Below are 14,774 nucleotides of genomic sequence, written 5' to 3' on the forward strand. Positions count from 1 at the left end.
ATTTGTGAATTAAAAGTTGAGGGGATTTTTTCTAATCCCCTTTGATGAACTTCATTAAAAAGGTATAATAAGTAGAAAATAATTCAGGAGTAACAAAATGCCTAGCTTAAATTTTCCAATTAAAATAACTGGTATTTCAGACCTTAAAAAATATCTTAAACAAGAAGGGCTCACTGCATCAACAGTGAATTCAAATGTAACATTAAACCATGATAAGTTAGGCCACTTGGATGAAGACATTGTTACTACATCTCTTCCGATAGAGTCAACAATGCTGACAAATGCAGAAGGCGAAAAAGCCGCTTTGTTTACTTATTTAGGGGACCAAACGCTCCGCTCTTTTGTTATTCCTAGTAATAACTTGGATTCAGTTACAGCGCTTGACCGTAGCGTATCGTCTAATGAGTTTTCTGCAATTAGTCTTAGTCCTAGCTATGACAGAGGTGTTGAGCACTCTCAGGTCAAAGAAATGCTGAAAAAAGAAGAACAAATCAGGGGCTCTGTTGATGTCTTTCATGTAAAAGTATCACCTGAACACAAGTTCGGCGGGGTTACTGAAGTCAATACTTTACCAACCCGAGCTAAGCGCGTTATTCATGATCAAAAAGTGATGTATTTAATTAGTAATGACTTTGATAACTATGCAAGACCAGATCTTGTTTCAGAAAACTATCTAAGTTCAGAGCCTGTCCTGTTGGAGTCTACGACACCTGTTGCGGATGCCGCAGCAAGGCAAGCTGAAAACAATGCTAGAGAGAAAGCTCTTCAAGAAAACAGACAGGCAAAATTGAGTGAACAGTTTGCCCGAATGAGTCTCAAAAAAGTGCAAAAAGGTAACGAAGTCCGTCAAAAGATTAATGAGCTGTTTCATAGTAAGCTGGTGACAGAAGCGGGTATGAAATTGCCGGTAGATAGACTTATTTCTCTTAATATGTTGGTAGACAGAATCACTGAAATGACTGGCCAGGCGCCGCTGCTGAGTGTTAATCCACAAGATGAGCCTATTGACATGCTTAACTCTCTTCATGAGCAAGCCAAGCTAGAAATGTTCAAGGAACTGAATGGGTTTTATGTTAAAGCTGACTTTAATGAGCCAACAAATAAATATGTCGCCTCACTTTTTGATAAAGATGACGCATTGTTGTCTACCATTTCTGTTGATGGAGATAGTTTTGAAGTTGAAGATGTGATTTTCAGTAATGCTTTCGAAGATGTTATTACAGAAAAAGTAGAAGTCATGCGAATTAATGAAGTTGAAGAAGGTTTATCCGTTATTGAGCTTGGAAAGGAAAACACTGACCAGCTTAAATTTGAAGCGTTTTTCAATTACATGTCGACACTTTCTTTTGCTTATGAGGATGCTGAACATCCGCCTTTATCACAGGCTGAACAGCTTAATTCATTAGCAGATTTCAATGGCACATTTATGATGGAAAACATGTATAAAGCACCTGGGGTTATTAGTGAAATCAAAGGTGAAATTAATGAGTTCATGGATAGTCTTCCGAAATATGATGATGAAAGTCATACATCAATGGCGATCTAGTCCTGGTCAGTTAACCATAATTGCTTACCCTATACCCTGAGATTAATCAGGGTATTTTTTTGGTAACAAATGCACTATTTCATCCAAAGCTTGGCGCGTGTTCTAGCACTTTATTTAAAAACCTTCTAATTGCCCCTTCATCTTTTTGTGCACTATCAGCCTTGGTTATGACAGTAGGGCTGGAGAAAGGTCCACCAGGGAAGCCAGTTCCTTTTACATGCGCAATTAAATTTTCCTTTGATTCGTCAAGAGGAGCAAAAAATAGTTTTGAAGTATGAACCTTTGCATCCCCATTTAATCCTGCATCTTTTAAATAATTATCTGAAACATCTCTTAAATAAGTAAATGTTGATGTAAATCGGTCACCATCCCTTACTTGTTCATGATTAATATTTTTTTTAGGCTTATAAGAGTTGATCATAAAACTTTGGAGCTCATTGCTTAAGCCACCAATTGACAAAGAAGCCTGAATTCGAGCGCCTTTTGCTGTCTTTAATATTTTAAATTTAGGATGAGAGCTCTTTAGTATTTCACTAACTCCTCCTTTTTTTTCAATCTCATTGAGCATCTTAACGTAATAAGGGTTAACCTCGTGTGATTCAGAGGACATGTGTCCCTCTCTTTTTTTATTATTATTCACCGATAATAACAACAGAAAAAAGGCTCGTAAACTAAACAAGATATAATATGTTGAAATAACAAAACCCCAAAAAAGCTTTTAAAACAAGGTTATGTAATGACTTTCTCTAAAAATTATGGAATGATTTTGACCTTTGATTATCAGCAAAGAAGCTGCATTTGACTAATTAAAAGTGAATTTTAAATCGAATATTATGAATAGTTATTCGAGGCGTTTACTTTATTTAAAGCAATTGATTTCCAAAGGCCCAAATAAGTTTATTGAAATGTGCTTTTTAACACTCTAGGTGTTACTATTAATCATAACGTAAACAACAAGGTTTACAGCATTATGTTTTTTAACACTAGGAGTGTAACTATGTCATCTAAAATAAACTGGCTAATTAAAAACACACTGCCAGGTGAATTGGTGCTGCAGAACTGGTTAACACAGAATGGGATCAGTTATTCATTGGCCCAAAAATATGCTCAAAGTGGCTGGCTAAGAAAAATGAGCACCGGTGTCTACTATAGACCAGGCTCAGATGAACAGTTAATGCCGGGATGGCCAGATGCTGTTCATGCTTTAGATAAGCAACTTAAAATGCCCGCTCATCTAGCTGGATTAAGCAGTTTGACTCACCAAGGCTTAAGCCATTATCTTCAGTTGAGAAAAGAAACGGTTTGGATTGGCGTCAAAAACAAGCAAACATTGCCAAAGTGGTTTCGTGAGTTTAACGAGCAGGCATGGATCTATTGTGGAAATCATAAAATAACTCAATTGTCTGAGAAAGACTTTAAGTTCGTCTATATCAAAGGAAAAGAGGTAAAGGCCAGTTGTCCGGAATTAGCCGCATATGAGGTGGTTGATGCTATCGGTAAGCATATTACCTTTGAGCATGCATCAGAGTTGTTTCAGGGGTTAGTTAATTTGAGTCCAAGAAAAGTGCAGTCCATTCTTGAGCGAAGTGCGTCAGTACAAACTAATCGCGTTTTCCTATTTATTAGTCAGTACCATGGCCATAAATGGGCGGAACGACTAGATGAATCTTCCATAAACCTAGGCTCAGGAAAAAGGTCTGTTGTAGAAAATGGACGATATAACGAGCGCTATCAAATCACAGTCCCAGATGTACTTAATCAAAAAAAGGAAATTAACTAATGGATAGAGAAAGTACCTACTACAAGCAAGTATCGCTCTTGATAAGAATGCTGCCCATTGTTGACAAGGAAGAAATTTTTGGCCTCAAAGGCGGTACAGCAATCAATCTTTTTGTACGTAACTTTCCAAGGCTATCTGTGGATATTGACCTCGCATACCTACCATTGGAGCCGCGTGATGTCGCACTGAGCAATGTAAAAAGCGCGCTCCAGCGAATAGCAAGTGAAATTGACGAACAACCCAATACAAAAGCAACAATTCAAGATAATAAGCCCGATGAGCTTAGAATTGTTGTTACAACAAATGAAGCAACGATTAAGATAGAAGTTTCACCTGTTTCAAGGGGGACTTTACACGAACCGGTTAGAATGAATGTGCAAGAATTAGTTGAAGAAGAGTTTGGTTATGCTGAAATTGCTGTTGTAAGCCTGCCAGACTTATATGGTGGAAAGTTATGTGCCGCTATGGATCGACAACATCCACGCGACTTGTACGACGTTAGAATGCTCTTGCAAACAGATGATATTGATAGAGAAATATTCATTGGCTTTTTGACTTATGCATTAGGTCATCCCAGACCAATAAATGAGGTTATGTCACCTATATGGCGACCACTTGAAGAAGCCTTTAATGCAGAGTTTGATGGGATGACAAAGGAAGAGGTTACCCTTAAAGACTTGTTAGCAGTGCCACAGGATATGGTCGCTGCCTTACAAAGTCACTTAACAGCTAAAGATAGGGCGTTTTTACTGTCTTTTAAGCAAGGAGCCCCAGACTGGTCGCTGTTTGACTATCCAAATGCAAAAGATTTACCTGCGATACAATGGAAGCTATTAAACATAAATAAGCTTGCTAAAAACAAGAAAAAGCATGAAGAACAACTGAAAAAGCTAGAAAACGTGCTGGATACATGGGTAGAAAATTAGCCTAAAACATATCCCTAATGGCCAGAATATTCTGGCCAAATACTTGAGTATTGGTGTGAATGGCAGGGCCTAAATACATAGATAATGCTCTAGTTATGGAGAATACTGTTGTGTTTATGTTTATGCTTTTTCCCAAGTGTATTAGTTAAAAACAAGTAATTACTACATTAAGATTCAAAGCTCACTGATCTTTAATGGCCAGAAAGTTCTGACCATTCTTTATAGATTAAAACATCATAGCCAGCATAATATTCTACTTATTATAACTAAACTGGCTTATTCAGAAAATAATATGCTTAAGCACAACTTAGATTTAGTATCCCATACTGCAGCTCATTTCATAATCAAGTTCAGATTTACTAACTTCTTTTATAGCGATACGACTGGCCAGCTCTTCATCAGTAATAATTAGTTCGGAAGCACCTGACTTTCCGTTTAAGCTCGATGCATAAAAGCCGGAGATGCCTTGCTTACAAAGAAATGATGAAGCTTTTTTCTTGCCGTTTGCTTCATTGACTAGCGCCTGCTCTACAGAGTTCAGCTTTCCTTCATCTGTCGTGAAAGCAATTGAGATGGCGCGATACAGGTCGCCATAATCAAAATCGTTATTTATAGTAAGATCATTATCGATGACCTTATCAAAAACTGACATGGTTTTTTCATCAAGAATATCAATAAAATCCTCATCGGATGATTTCTCGGTAACATCATCTCCTCTTAGTTTTCGATATAATAAGTCCTTTATATCATCTGAATCTATTAAGACGTCACTCGTCGACATTAATTCATATTCAAGGTGACTTGCCGTGTTATCGATAAATGTTTCAATATCGTCAGAGATCTCATAGTTTAAGCCTGTATCTTCAATCTCATTGGATAGCCGACCTATCTGAGCATTGTGGCCTAGCTTGTTATAAAGCTCGACAGCAATCGAGTTTAAAACGTCCTCATCAACGTTCTCGTTCCATTTTTTAATAGAAGAGAGATCAGAATTTCTAATAGATGCTCTGTAACAAACGCCATTATAGCTTTCAATGGCCTCATTTTCGTCGACTAGCTCGCCATATTTGTTCATATGACTCTTATCGGTTTCATCAAAATGCTGGTAGGTTTCCAGATAAGAGGAAACATTGTCCGCTTCCCCTAAATAAATACCGAAAGCATATCTATTAACTTCTTGCCCAGTTCCTACAAAGCTTAAATCGAATTTTTCAAATCTTTTTCTAGATGCATGAAACATGTCCACGGCGCACCTCCAATTTTTTAACCAATTCTATCAAAACATCCCGTCTGTAAAAAGAACATTTGATACTATTAAAATCTACAAAAAACATGTTTAATCAACAAAATGTTTAATCTTCTGTTTGAATTGCAGTGAAGGGGATTTTAGATGGTTGATAATAACTAACATAAGGGGTCAGCATGGCACTAATCATAATACCAGACCAATATGTAGAATCATTGTTTCATGGTTCGGATTTTGGTGCGTTAATAAATAATCGAACAACAGAAAAACGAAGCCATTTATATAAAACGATAACATCTCTATCTAAAGGGAATTGGTCTGGCCATTCATCTTATAGCATAGCTCTAAATGGCGGGTTTATCGCTGATGGCGATATTGGTTCACCTAAGCAGCTAACATTGCTTGGTACTGCGTTTATTGAGGCGTATGAGACAAAAATTGAGGCGGGGCAAGCCTGAAGTAGGTAAAGACGGTGACAGCAAGCCAGGGGGAAATAGGAACTGGAATATAGGCGCGAAGCGCGGACATAATCGATGCCCGCATTAATGAGTATTATACTTTTCTAACTTTCCCTGTTTTACCACGTTCCATTAGTGTTGACTGTATGTACTCTTTATCAGTTGTCGCCATGCTGGTGTGCCCTAGATCATCAGATAGATGTTTAATAGGGCGCGTTAGTGCATCAATACTAGCCCCAGTATGTCTCAGCCAGTGTGAGCTTGCTGACATTATCTCAGTCGCTTTTGATATCTGTCCTTCTTTTGTTAGTCTGTTGATCACAATAGTAAAAGCATCTTCAATCAGTCTTGATGATTGCTTTGTAGATATGCCACCTCTGCCTTTAAGCTTGGAAATAAGAGGGGAGTTATCCGACTGTGTAGGCATTGGCGTGAGGCCTCTGTATACGCGGTACCGTTTTAGATACTTAAAATAAGCATCAGGTATTGAGACGCGCCTTTTTTTACCGCCTTTACCAAACGCCCAGAACCAGTAGCTTTCATTTGACTCATGAAAATCAGACATTTTAGGCTGCCAGTTATCACGTTCAGATATTTCAGATATCCGAAGATAGAGAGATTTTAAAGTAACGACAGCAAATAGGTTTCTTTCATACAGCGGATCTTCATCTGCAGCTTCTGTAATGTACTGAAGAATGGTTTCCCAGTCATCTTCGCTAAACCTTTTAATAGTAGGGGGCTCAGACGACTTAATGATGTAAGGCGAGCGTTTTTTAGCAACTGGGACCGGGTTACCTAATGCATAGTCCTCATCTATCATGAAGTCATAAAACACTTTCATGATACTAAATTGTCTTTCAATGCTTTTAGTCTGAGGTGTTCTTTTTACTCTTGTTGCACGAGGACTAATTGGTTCAGTTACCTTAAATGGCTTCCAGGCTTTATTTGCCGTGTATTCTTCTAATTTATCGTCATCACCAGAAGTTTTTGAATTTTTACGCACAAAATGAGCCGCTTGTTGAGTATTTACCCACGAAACTGGCGGATTCATACAAAAGTCGATGTAATCGTTAATATCCGACTTTCTGAGGCTAATAACCGATTTTTCTGCAATAAGCCAAGACCAAAGTAAAAACCGCTCAGTTTCAGTTCTAAAGGCGTTAAAGGTCTGTGCGCTCCTGCGGCCATATTCAGAAAGAAAGTGAACTGCTTCAGCATAATCTTGCTCACAGAAAGGTAGTTGAGCTGAAATTAACAGAACCTCCCTTCTGATAAACGGAATATCTTCAGGGTAAGGAAAGTTCCTATTAAGTTCTCTGACTTGTTTATGCGTACCAAATATTGGAAAAGGTGGTTTTATTTTAGTATTCACAAAAGCTCTAAATGATTGGGTTATGATGGCATGTTAGTTTTGGCCAAAGGATATGTAAAGAAAGACATAATGTTTTTTTATTTTTAATGCTTTAAACTTGAGGTAGTTGGCATTTTATAGGGATTGATATATTTTAGGTTTACAGATAAAAAGGCTCGCAAGCCCCTGTTTTACAAAGCCTATACCATGTCTAGTAATAACCATTACTAGACATTTTACACTGATAGTTGCCCTATCATATTTCTAAACACACTGTGTATTGACAATAAAGTTGGCCCCTAAGCAAAATAGTTGGCCCGTAAGAGACAAAAAAACAATAAAGTTGGACCGTAGTGGTTAACTTGCTGATTTTTATATCTGGTTTGTAACACAAACAAACTTCATTGTTGCTGCTACAACGCAAAAGTGCACTGGTGAACAGCTCTTACGGGCAAACTTTAGTGTATTTTTGATGGTTGTTGCAGGCTAACTTTATTGTTCCTGCACACACACATATTGAAAGCAACTGACAAGGATTAAGACATTTGTTAGATACCTGTATTTTAATTGAATAAGTAATTTTGCATAAATATTCAGTATCAGAATATGATTACCACGAAACAACCAATTCTATTTCGATAATTCCTCAGCTAGACCTTTAGCCAAAAACCAAAACGGTTTCGTCGCATTTACGCGGAATACAATTGGTTGGCTCGAACACCTCAACATTCGACCATATGAACGCAAAAGCTTATATTATATAATAAAGCAACATTTATGAGTTATTCGCTAAGGTGCGAATTTAAGGAATGAAAATGCAGGATATTAATTTATTTCATGCGACAAATAAGGTTTTTAAGAAGTTAGATACAAAAAGAGGATTTGGTGCTCATCTAGGCACAAAAAAGGCTGCTTTAGCTAGAATGAAAGCGCTAATTAATGATCCTGTTGAATTCGAAATTGAGCAGATTAATCCGTCAAAAAAAGACTACAACTGTAAAAAGCTAATGGACTTGATACAACTGAAGGAATCAGACCCTACAGCACTGCGAATGCAAAGAGCTAAACAGCAAGGGTTTGATCCAACAAAAGTATATTATCACGGAACAACTCGTTTTAATGAGAATGCGTCGGTGGACATTCATCAGTTTAGTAAGGCTAAAGTCGGCGAACGTTGTTCGTTAGATAGCGAAGGCTTTTTCTTTTCTAATCAAACAGCTATTTCAAATAATTATTCGGCCCTAGAAAGCTTTGGCGAAGATTCAGATAACTTAAACGGTGCCAACTACCCTGTTTTATTGAAGCTAAACAAGCCAATGATTGTAGATGAAGCATTTTTAGCAAAAGAAAATATGAGCAATGTACTTGGAGTAAGAGAGGATGTGGTCAATTTTTGGGATATTTACCATCCATTTTTACTTGAAGAATATCACTCAGGAAACTTCGATAGCATCCTCATTAGAGATGAGTCTCAGTCAAAGGATAACCCGGTTGAGATGCCCATTGTTTTCGAGCCAAATCAAGTAAGGTCAGTTACTTCATTTTTCCACCCTAAAATGGCACATACAAGTTACCTACATGAATTGTCAGTGCCCTCTTCATTTGAACGCATTTTACTGATTGATAAATGCCTGGAACAAGTTGCACCGAAAACCTCTCTTGACCCTGATGAGCTTTTAAGCAAAATAGAGCTTATGAGCACTCAAGAGATTAAATCAGTGATGTCTCAATACAAATCCCTGCCTAATTCATATTCGTTCGACAAGTCGGTCATGGAGGCAAATATGGGCAATGCTTTCAGGGTAAAGGCCGACAATAGGTATTGTGGTACCGCGAAAAACAAATCCTCTGCAAATAAAATTGTAAGAGACCTAAAGAAATCGCTAATGAAGGAAGTAACACTTAGTGTTGAGCGCCCTCTCCGATTACCTGATCTGGGTATTTGGTCTAGTGAGATCATTGCCAATGAACTGTCTCTCTCTGGGCAGCAACGTGAAGAGATGGCACTTTGTCATGATGAAACGGATAAGTTTGATTATTTAAAATCGCTTATCTTTGAAATGGGATATGACTCTGTAGTTTATAAGAATGAGGTTGAAGCAAAGGGACATGACAGCTATATAGCATTAAAGGATGACCAGATTTTATATCCAGAAGAAATGGAGATGGAAGTTAGCTGTACTTTCTAAGATTAAACGCTTTAGTTATTTTATGCCCAGCTAGGACGCTGGGTTTTAATGAGCTCCCCCCCCCTTGCTTCTCACTCTAACGCTATCCATGAATTCTAAGTACTCAAGATGTGTTCTAACATTAAACGGAACGTCTTTCACGTAACGAAAATAATTTATTTAGCTCAAGATCGAAGTTGGAACTAAAGTCAGCTTCTTTAATTGTAAACAGGTTCAACTATACAAAGCACATTTAATTTTCTTTTTAAATGTTAAAGCATGCTGTACCATTTAAAAAAAGGACTTTTAAATGAATGGGTTAAAGTGTGTTTTGGCGGATATTTACTTAGCGACTAAAGTTGAGAAAATAGGTGAGATTTTAAAAGAAAATATTGATTTATTTGCTATGGAGTATTTTCTTTTAGGAGTTGCTCTTCCTTCTTCTGTCACAAGGACGCAAGTACTTATTGAAGATAACTTTCCAAAATCTTGGAGAAACTATTACGACTCAAATTCTCTGGTGAAGGCAGATCCAATAGTTCGATATTGTTTAAATAATCACTCTTCCATCACATGGTCGGAACTTCAGGAAGGTAGTTGTTCATCGATTGAATTAAATATATTCCAAGAAGCAAAGGTGAATGGGCTAGTTTCTGGTTTTAGTGTTCCAATCCATGGTAACAGAAACCAATTTGGAATGTTAACAATGGCATCAAGTGAAATTAAAACACCTGATGAACTATTCATGCCCAAGATTATGGCGCAAGCTATTGTGCCTGCAATTCAAGACGCCATAAATCGATTAGTTAACCCTGGATTGGAAGAAGCACCAAGCTTAACACCAAGAGAAATTGAGTGTTTAATGTGGGCATCTGAGGGAAAGAGTGGCTGGGATATGTCTAAAATAATGAATTGCTCAGAACGAACAATTATATTCCATATGAATAACGCGGGGAAAAAATTGAATGCAAATAATCGAACGCAAGCAATTGCAAAAGCAATTTGGTTAGGATACTTGGAGCCTTCATTAGATTATTAGAAACACTGGCAAGGCTAAATAGAGTCCCTACACGGATGACAAAATAAAGCAACTGGAATTAACGGCAGGTTACAAAATCATCTCCTTTGTTATGATTTAGATCAGGCGGGAGCCAGATAAAACTATCTTAATTGGTGTTTTGACTCACTCTCATCGATTTTTAATTCAGAAAAGTGCAAATATGACGATTGTAAAAGATGTAAGGGATGGATTATTATCCGAAGAGCAAGATTTAGTTAAGTTGAATTTGAAAGTCAATGGGTTTTCACATTACCAACCTGAAATTGAATGTGATGCCATTCAAAAACTTGATCTTGAGTTAGAGTTCGAACACTTAGAAAGTGATCCGTATGCTCCTGCCGGAGTAAATAGGTATAGACGATATGGAAATGGAGACTTAGGCATAAGCTCACCAGATTGTTTTCACCAAGATGGTGAGCCCTTCACGTTTGGGCATTTATTCAGCCGAACAGAAAATTCCCAAGGTGGGGTCAATTATATTGGGAAAATCAATTCAAGAAATAAATCTCTAAACGAAGTGGTTGCGGATGAGGTTCTTAGCACTTTTACCTTAGTTAACTTACTCGAAACCTTTGCCGTTTATGATCCCCTAGTATCACATTACGTGTCACCAATATTTAAAAATGATGAGACTGATTTGGCTGCAGAGCGATGTATGATTCTTATTGATTTTAGTCAAATGAAACAGGTTATTTAAATTATGAAAGACATATTGTATTCAATTTATCCTATATTATTAGCCTTAATTTTAGGTTATGTGCTAGGTAAAGCTTTGCCTAGCAAGTTACCAGCATTCGCAGCGAAGGTTATTGGGCCTTTGGTTTGGTTTTTGCTTTTTTCTATCGGTTTGGAGTTCGGAGAGATTTTTAAAGAGCCTGATGCCGCTGGAAATATACTCTATACCGCAGGTGTCTTTTCGGTATTTACAACATTAGGCGCATGTTTGCTCATTTATGCATTTTGTAAACCAAGTCAAACACAAAAAATTGTTACGATTGAACAGAATAAAGTAAATATAATGGAGCCAATAAAGGAGTGTGTAGTTGCATTATCAATGGTTTTTATAGGCGTTATTATTTCCTTTTTTACTCAAGAAAATAATGCTGTATTGCATGATCTACCAATTACAGACGCACTATTGTATATTTTGATTTTTTTCGTAGGAATGGATATTGTATCCGTTAAGCTTTTTTCTGCATGGCGTTCTTCTGCAATATTTTTTATACCTATATTCGTGATGGTAGGGTCCATGGGGGGCGGGGCTATTTCTTCATTTATTGTTGGTGAAGACTTAATGACCTCGCTTGCTATATCGAGTGGCTTTGGTTGGTTTACTTTATCTGGTGTATTGGTTTCCAGTAAAATAGGTTCAACTTATGGTGCAATAGCATTGATGACAGACCTTTTTCGTGAATTGTTTGCCATCATTTTAATGTACATATTTGGGCGTAGTTTTGCTAAAGAGTGTGTGGGGGCTGCTGGAGCAACATCTCTTGATTCAACCTTACCAATCATCAAGCAAACCTGTAGCCAAGAAACTATTCCAATAGCTTTAATGAGTGGGTTATTGTTAACGTTATTAGCTCCTATCTTGATCACTTTCTTCTTATCCAGCAGCATTTAAAAGTGCTAATAAATAGAAATTAACCATAAATAATAGATGCGATCAACTTTATAGTTATCTCATTAATATAGCATTAGAGGATGTCCAGATTTTATGCCCACTTAGGACGCTGGGTTTTAATGGGCTTCCTCTTTGCTTCTCACTCTAACGCTATCCATGAATTCTAAGTACTCAAGATGTGTTCTGACATTGAACGGAACGTCTTTCATATTGACTGTACTGTCAGGGTAAACCTGTTTAAGTACTTTTGCAGACATAAGTTGAGATGACTTCTCTATTCCTGACTCACGATAATTAGGGTCGATATAGTTTCCCATTTGATCAAAGGCAAGCAGTATTGTTCTATCCAGGTCAGAGTCATCCTTTACCGAGAATTTAGTTGCTATTTTCGCGGTTAGGTACCCTAAAAACGTAAGCGACCGCGCAATAGGTATAGGCTTGTTCTTGCTGATGTTTTTGATTCTCTTAAGCTGTGCACTCAATATGTTAACAGGGTCATTTGCAACACTGGGTAATATGTAAAAAGCGTCAACAAAAAGCACATCTAAAGATGAATGAAGTAAAACTGATTTCAGCGGTCTGTTTAATTCTTTGCAAATAAGATTGAAATAATAACTTGATGTAATGAATGTTTTTTCAGTCACCTTTTCTTTTTTGATTATATTGGTGTCAAAAACAACTACATTAATATTTGCATCTAGTAAATTATCAAACACTTCCTTAATAACTGCATTTGAGTCAATATCTAGCACATCGTTTACTCTTAAGGTAATTGCCAAGTCATAAAATTGCTTTCCGCCTGACTCTACATGCTTCTTAATGGCAGTCTTATACTTATTCACCTGTTTTTGAAGATCGTTCATATATTCAGATTTTAATATCTCAACACACTCAAGCTCTTTAAACAAAGTGCGAGAAATCAACTCAGCATTTTGCTTAGTAACTTCGTAAAATGAAGTTTCTGCAGCCGTTAAAGTCTTATTGGAACCAATTTTTATTGAATTATCACATTCATCTAGAATTCTATTGATGCGACTAAGACGGGATTTGATAGCGACATTGCTAGTATTGTCTTTAAGTAGAATGGCACTCTTAAATACCTGGCGAAGAGCTTGCTTTATGCTGGCCTGACTAATTTGAATCATAATTTATCTTATTTAACTGTAATCTAAATATGGCCCACACTAAAACAAACAGATGACTCGTAGGAAAGTTAACGTTCTGTAAAAAGTGGTTAAGTAGAGCATGCTATTTCTATGCCCGCATCTACTTAACAACTTGGGTTAGGGAGCTGCGAGTTCTGATGAGACAATTAAATCAACAGCCTGCTTTAAAGGCATTTCGACTGCTTTTCCTGACACTATCTTAACAAGCACAACATCTTGTGACTTAGCGATACTTCTACATAAGATCTCAAAATCTTTATGTTTAAGTATTTTTAATCCCACCAGTGCATAAAGTCGATAATAAGGAGAATCAGAATTTAACTGCATCTCAAATGTTTCTTCTGCTTGATGTTTGGAGCTGTGCTTTACTGTTCTCCACGTATCGAGGTAGTCAGAATTGTATCCTGCCCATAAAGGGCCTTTAAATATTGAAAATTCTAGCTTCTTTTTTAACAAAATGTCACCCGATATCATTAATAAAAATACGTTAGTAAAGTGATCAATTGACCGACCAAATAAGCAAACTATAATATAACCACAATGGCACCGATGTCAATAAATAGGTATATAAATGAAGTCCAAAAAAACAGCTATAGTCGAAAGAATTTCTCTTGCCGAATTCAAAGAAAAGCATCTAACAAAAGCGGGAGAGCAGAAGCCAAGAAATCCAAAGAGACTCACGCTGAATGTTGATGCCACAGGTAAGTCGATGTCAACTAAGGACTTTAGAAGCTCAGTCGCTTCTGTTGAAAATAAAAGCAAATTCAATGCAGTAAAAACATATGTCGATGGAGTACTGTTCGATAGCAAATGGGAAGCTAAACGGTATTCATTACTAAAAATACGAGAAAAGGCAGGTGAAATTAGTGATCTGAAATTACAAGTGTCATTTCCCTTGATCATTAATGACATTAAAGTCGCAACCTACATTTCAGACTTTACTTATTATGATCTCATTAATAACTCAAAGGTCGTCGAAGATTCAAAAGGATTCTTGACGCCTGAATACAAAATAAAAAAGAAACTTATGAAAGCTATTTTTGATATTGATGTACTCGAAACAATGGACATTAAAAGCAGGCCCCGTAAAAGAAAATAGTTAATATTGACCTGTTTATACTTTTGCAATATATTAATAAGACGATCAAACTGGAGTATTAAATGTCTAATATTGTTTTCTGTACTATAAAGAATAAAGAATTACCCGCCCTAGCCCGTGCACCAATGTTTGGCGAGCAAGGCAAGAGAATCCTTGAAACAGTTTCTAAAGAAGCCTGGGCTGAATGGGTTGGAATGCAGACAATCTTAATTAATGAAAACAGATTAAACTTAATGGAGCCTGCAAGCAGAGATTTCTTGAATGCAAAACTACAAGACTTTTTAAGTGGTGGTGCTATCGAAAAGCCGGTTGAGTTTAAAGAAGTAATGTAAGCATTGTTTAAATAGACT

General features: G+C 37.0%; 15 protein-coding genes. 10 read left to right on the plus strand and 5 right to left on the minus strand.

The genetic code is table 11. The annotated features are described in order from the left end of the window. Positions 1-97: 97 nt before the first annotated feature. A complete protein-coding gene (locus SP041_RS09065; protein ID WP_137297595.1) occupies positions 98-1,546 on the plus strand; it encodes a hypothetical protein in 1,449 nt (482 codons plus the stop codon). Positions 1,547-1,625: 79 nt separating this feature from the next. Here the strand turns inward: SP041_RS09065 and SP041_RS09070 are convergent, their stop codons facing one another. Continuing rightward, positions 1,626-2,156 carry a hypothetical protein gene (locus tag SP041_RS09070; RefSeq protein ID WP_137297596.1) on the minus strand — a complete coding sequence of 177 codons (531 nt, stop codon included), beginning with the start codon at positions 2,154-2,156 and terminating at the stop codon, positions 1,626-1,628. A 387-nt stretch (positions 2,157-2,543) separates the two neighbouring features. Between SP041_RS09070 and SP041_RS09075 the strand changes: the two genes are divergently transcribed. Together SP041_RS09075 and SP041_RS09080 are read left to right on the plus strand one after the other, a co-directional pair. Next, positions 2,544-3,326 (plus strand): type IV toxin-antitoxin system AbiEi family antitoxin, encoded by a 783-nt coding sequence (locus SP041_RS09075; protein WP_137297597.1) that lies wholly within the window; start codon positions 2,544-2,546, stop codon positions 3,324-3,326. Beyond that, positions 3,326-4,252, plus strand: a complete 927-nt coding sequence (locus SP041_RS09080) for a nucleotidyl transferase AbiEii/AbiGii toxin family protein (protein WP_137297598.1) — start codon at positions 3,326-3,328, stop codon at positions 4,250-4,252. The genes SP041_RS09075 and SP041_RS09080 overlap by 1 nt, the downstream gene beginning before the upstream one ends. 313 nt (positions 4,253-4,565) lie before the next feature. Here SP041_RS09080 and SP041_RS09085 read toward each other — a convergent pair whose 3' ends face one another. Beyond that, complete coding sequence (locus tag SP041_RS09085) at positions 4,566-5,492, minus strand: hypothetical protein (RefSeq protein ID WP_137297599.1); 927 nt, start codon at positions 5,490-5,492, stop codon at positions 4,566-4,568. A gap of 182 nt (positions 5,493-5,674) precedes the next feature. On the opposite strand from SP041_RS09085, the gene SP041_RS09090 reads away from it, so the two are divergent. Next, positions 5,675-5,956, plus strand: a complete 282-nt coding sequence (locus SP041_RS09090; RefSeq protein ID WP_137297600.1) for a hypothetical protein — start codon at positions 5,675-5,677, stop codon at positions 5,954-5,956. A gap of 94 nt (positions 5,957-6,050) precedes the next feature. Here the strand turns inward: SP041_RS09090 and SP041_RS09095 are convergent, their stop codons facing one another. Continuing rightward, positions 6,051-7,328 (minus strand): site-specific integrase, encoded by a 1,278-nt coding sequence (locus SP041_RS09095; protein ID WP_137297601.1) that lies wholly within the window; start codon positions 7,326-7,328, stop codon positions 6,051-6,053. Positions 7,329-8,122: 794 nt separating this feature from the next. Between SP041_RS09095 and SP041_RS09100 the strand changes: the two genes are divergently transcribed. The 4 genes from SP041_RS09100 to SP041_RS09115 all read left to right on the plus strand — a co-directional run bounded on the left by SP041_RS09100 (position 8,123) and on the right by SP041_RS09115 (position 12,159). Continuing rightward, entirely contained in the window at positions 8,123-9,496 is a 1,374-nt protein-coding gene (locus SP041_RS09100) for a hypothetical protein (RefSeq protein ID WP_137297602.1), read from the plus strand. 289 nt (positions 9,497-9,785) lie between these two features. Next, on the plus strand, positions 9,786-10,514 hold the full coding sequence (locus SP041_RS09105; RefSeq protein ID WP_137297603.1) for a LuxR family transcriptional regulator: 729 nt from the start codon (positions 9,786-9,788) through the stop codon (positions 10,512-10,514). A 181-nt stretch (positions 10,515-10,695) separates the two neighbouring features. After that, on the plus strand, positions 10,696-11,232 hold the full coding sequence (locus tag SP041_RS09110) for a 2OG-Fe dioxygenase family protein (protein ID WP_137297604.1): 537 nt from the start codon (positions 10,696-10,698) through the stop codon (positions 11,230-11,232). A 3-nt stretch (positions 11,233-11,235) separates the two neighbouring features. Continuing rightward, entirely contained in the window at positions 11,236-12,159 is a 924-nt protein-coding gene (locus tag SP041_RS09115) for a lysine exporter LysO family protein (protein WP_137297605.1), read from the plus strand. 116 nt (positions 12,160-12,275) lie between these two features. Here the strand turns inward: SP041_RS09115 and SP041_RS09120 are convergent, their stop codons facing one another. Together SP041_RS09120 and SP041_RS09125 are read right to left on the minus strand one after the other, a co-directional pair. Further along, positions 12,276-13,304 (minus strand): hypothetical protein, encoded by a 1,029-nt coding sequence (locus tag SP041_RS09120; protein WP_137297606.1) that lies wholly within the window; start codon positions 13,302-13,304, stop codon positions 12,276-12,278. A gap of 138 nt (positions 13,305-13,442) precedes the next feature. After that, positions 13,443-13,781: a hypothetical protein gene (locus SP041_RS09125; RefSeq protein WP_137297607.1), complete on the minus strand. Its 339-nt coding sequence runs from the start codon at positions 13,779-13,781 to the stop codon at positions 13,443-13,445. Positions 13,782-13,896: 115 nt separating this feature from the next. On the opposite strand from SP041_RS09125, the gene SP041_RS09130 reads away from it, so the two are divergent. Together SP041_RS09130 and SP041_RS09135 are read left to right on the plus strand one after the other, a co-directional pair. Continuing rightward, positions 13,897-14,424, plus strand: coding sequence for a DUF1064 domain-containing protein (locus SP041_RS09130; protein WP_137297608.1), 528 nt, complete (start codon positions 13,897-13,899; stop codon positions 14,422-14,424). Positions 14,425-14,486: 62 nt separating this feature from the next. After that, the gene (locus SP041_RS09135) at positions 14,487-14,756 is read left to right on the plus strand and encodes an oxidative damage protection protein (RefSeq protein ID WP_137297609.1); all 270 of its coding nucleotides are present in this window, start codon (positions 14,487-14,489) and stop codon (positions 14,754-14,756) included. Positions 14,757-14,774 lie beyond the last annotated feature (18 nt).

This window comes from Psychromonas sp. SP041, from assembly GCF_000470315.2.
GTDB lineage: Bacteria > Pseudomonadota > Gammaproteobacteria > Enterobacterales > Psychromonadaceae > Psychromonas.

What these genes read in the sequence shown, in the direction of transcription:
- SP041_RS09065 (WP_137297595.1), top strand. Translation starts at nt 98, where the DNA reads ATGCCTAGCTTAAATTTTCCAATTAAAATAACTGGTATTTCAGACCTT.
- SP041_RS09120 (WP_137297606.1), bottom strand. Translation starts at nt 13,304, where the DNA reads ATGATTCAAATTAGTCAGGCCAGCATAAAGCAAGCTCTTCGCCAGGTA.
- SP041_RS09085 (WP_137297599.1), bottom strand. Translation starts at nt 5,492, where the DNA reads ATGTTTCATGCATCTAGAAAAAGATTTGAAAAATTCGATTTAAGCTTT.
- SP041_RS09070 (WP_137297596.1), bottom strand. Translation starts at nt 2,156, where the DNA reads ATGTCCTCTGAATCACACGAGGTTAACCCTTATTACGTTAAGATGCTC.
- SP041_RS09090 (WP_137297600.1), top strand. Translation starts at nt 5,675, where the DNA reads ATGGCACTAATCATAATACCAGACCAATATGTAGAATCATTGTTTCAT.
- SP041_RS09100 (WP_137297602.1), top strand. Translation starts at nt 8,123, where the DNA reads ATGCAGGATATTAATTTATTTCATGCGACAAATAAGGTTTTTAAGAAG.
- SP041_RS09115 (WP_137297605.1), top strand. Translation starts at nt 11,236, where the DNA reads ATGAAAGACATATTGTATTCAATTTATCCTATATTATTAGCCTTAATT.
- SP041_RS09135 (WP_137297609.1), top strand. Translation starts at nt 14,487, where the DNA reads ATGTCTAATATTGTTTTCTGTACTATAAAGAATAAAGAATTACCCGCC.
- SP041_RS09075 (WP_137297597.1), top strand. Translation starts at nt 2,544, where the DNA reads ATGTCATCTAAAATAAACTGGCTAATTAAAAACACACTGCCAGGTGAA.
- SP041_RS09110 (WP_137297604.1), top strand. Translation starts at nt 10,696, where the DNA reads ATGACGATTGTAAAAGATGTAAGGGATGGATTATTATCCGAAGAGCAA.
- SP041_RS09130 (WP_137297608.1), top strand. Translation starts at nt 13,897, where the DNA reads ATGAAGTCCAAAAAAACAGCTATAGTCGAAAGAATTTCTCTTGCCGAA.
- SP041_RS09080 (WP_137297598.1), top strand. Translation starts at nt 3,326, where the DNA reads ATGGATAGAGAAAGTACCTACTACAAGCAAGTATCGCTCTTGATAAGA.
- SP041_RS09105 (WP_137297603.1), top strand. Translation starts at nt 9,786, where the DNA reads ATGAATGGGTTAAAGTGTGTTTTGGCGGATATTTACTTAGCGACTAAA.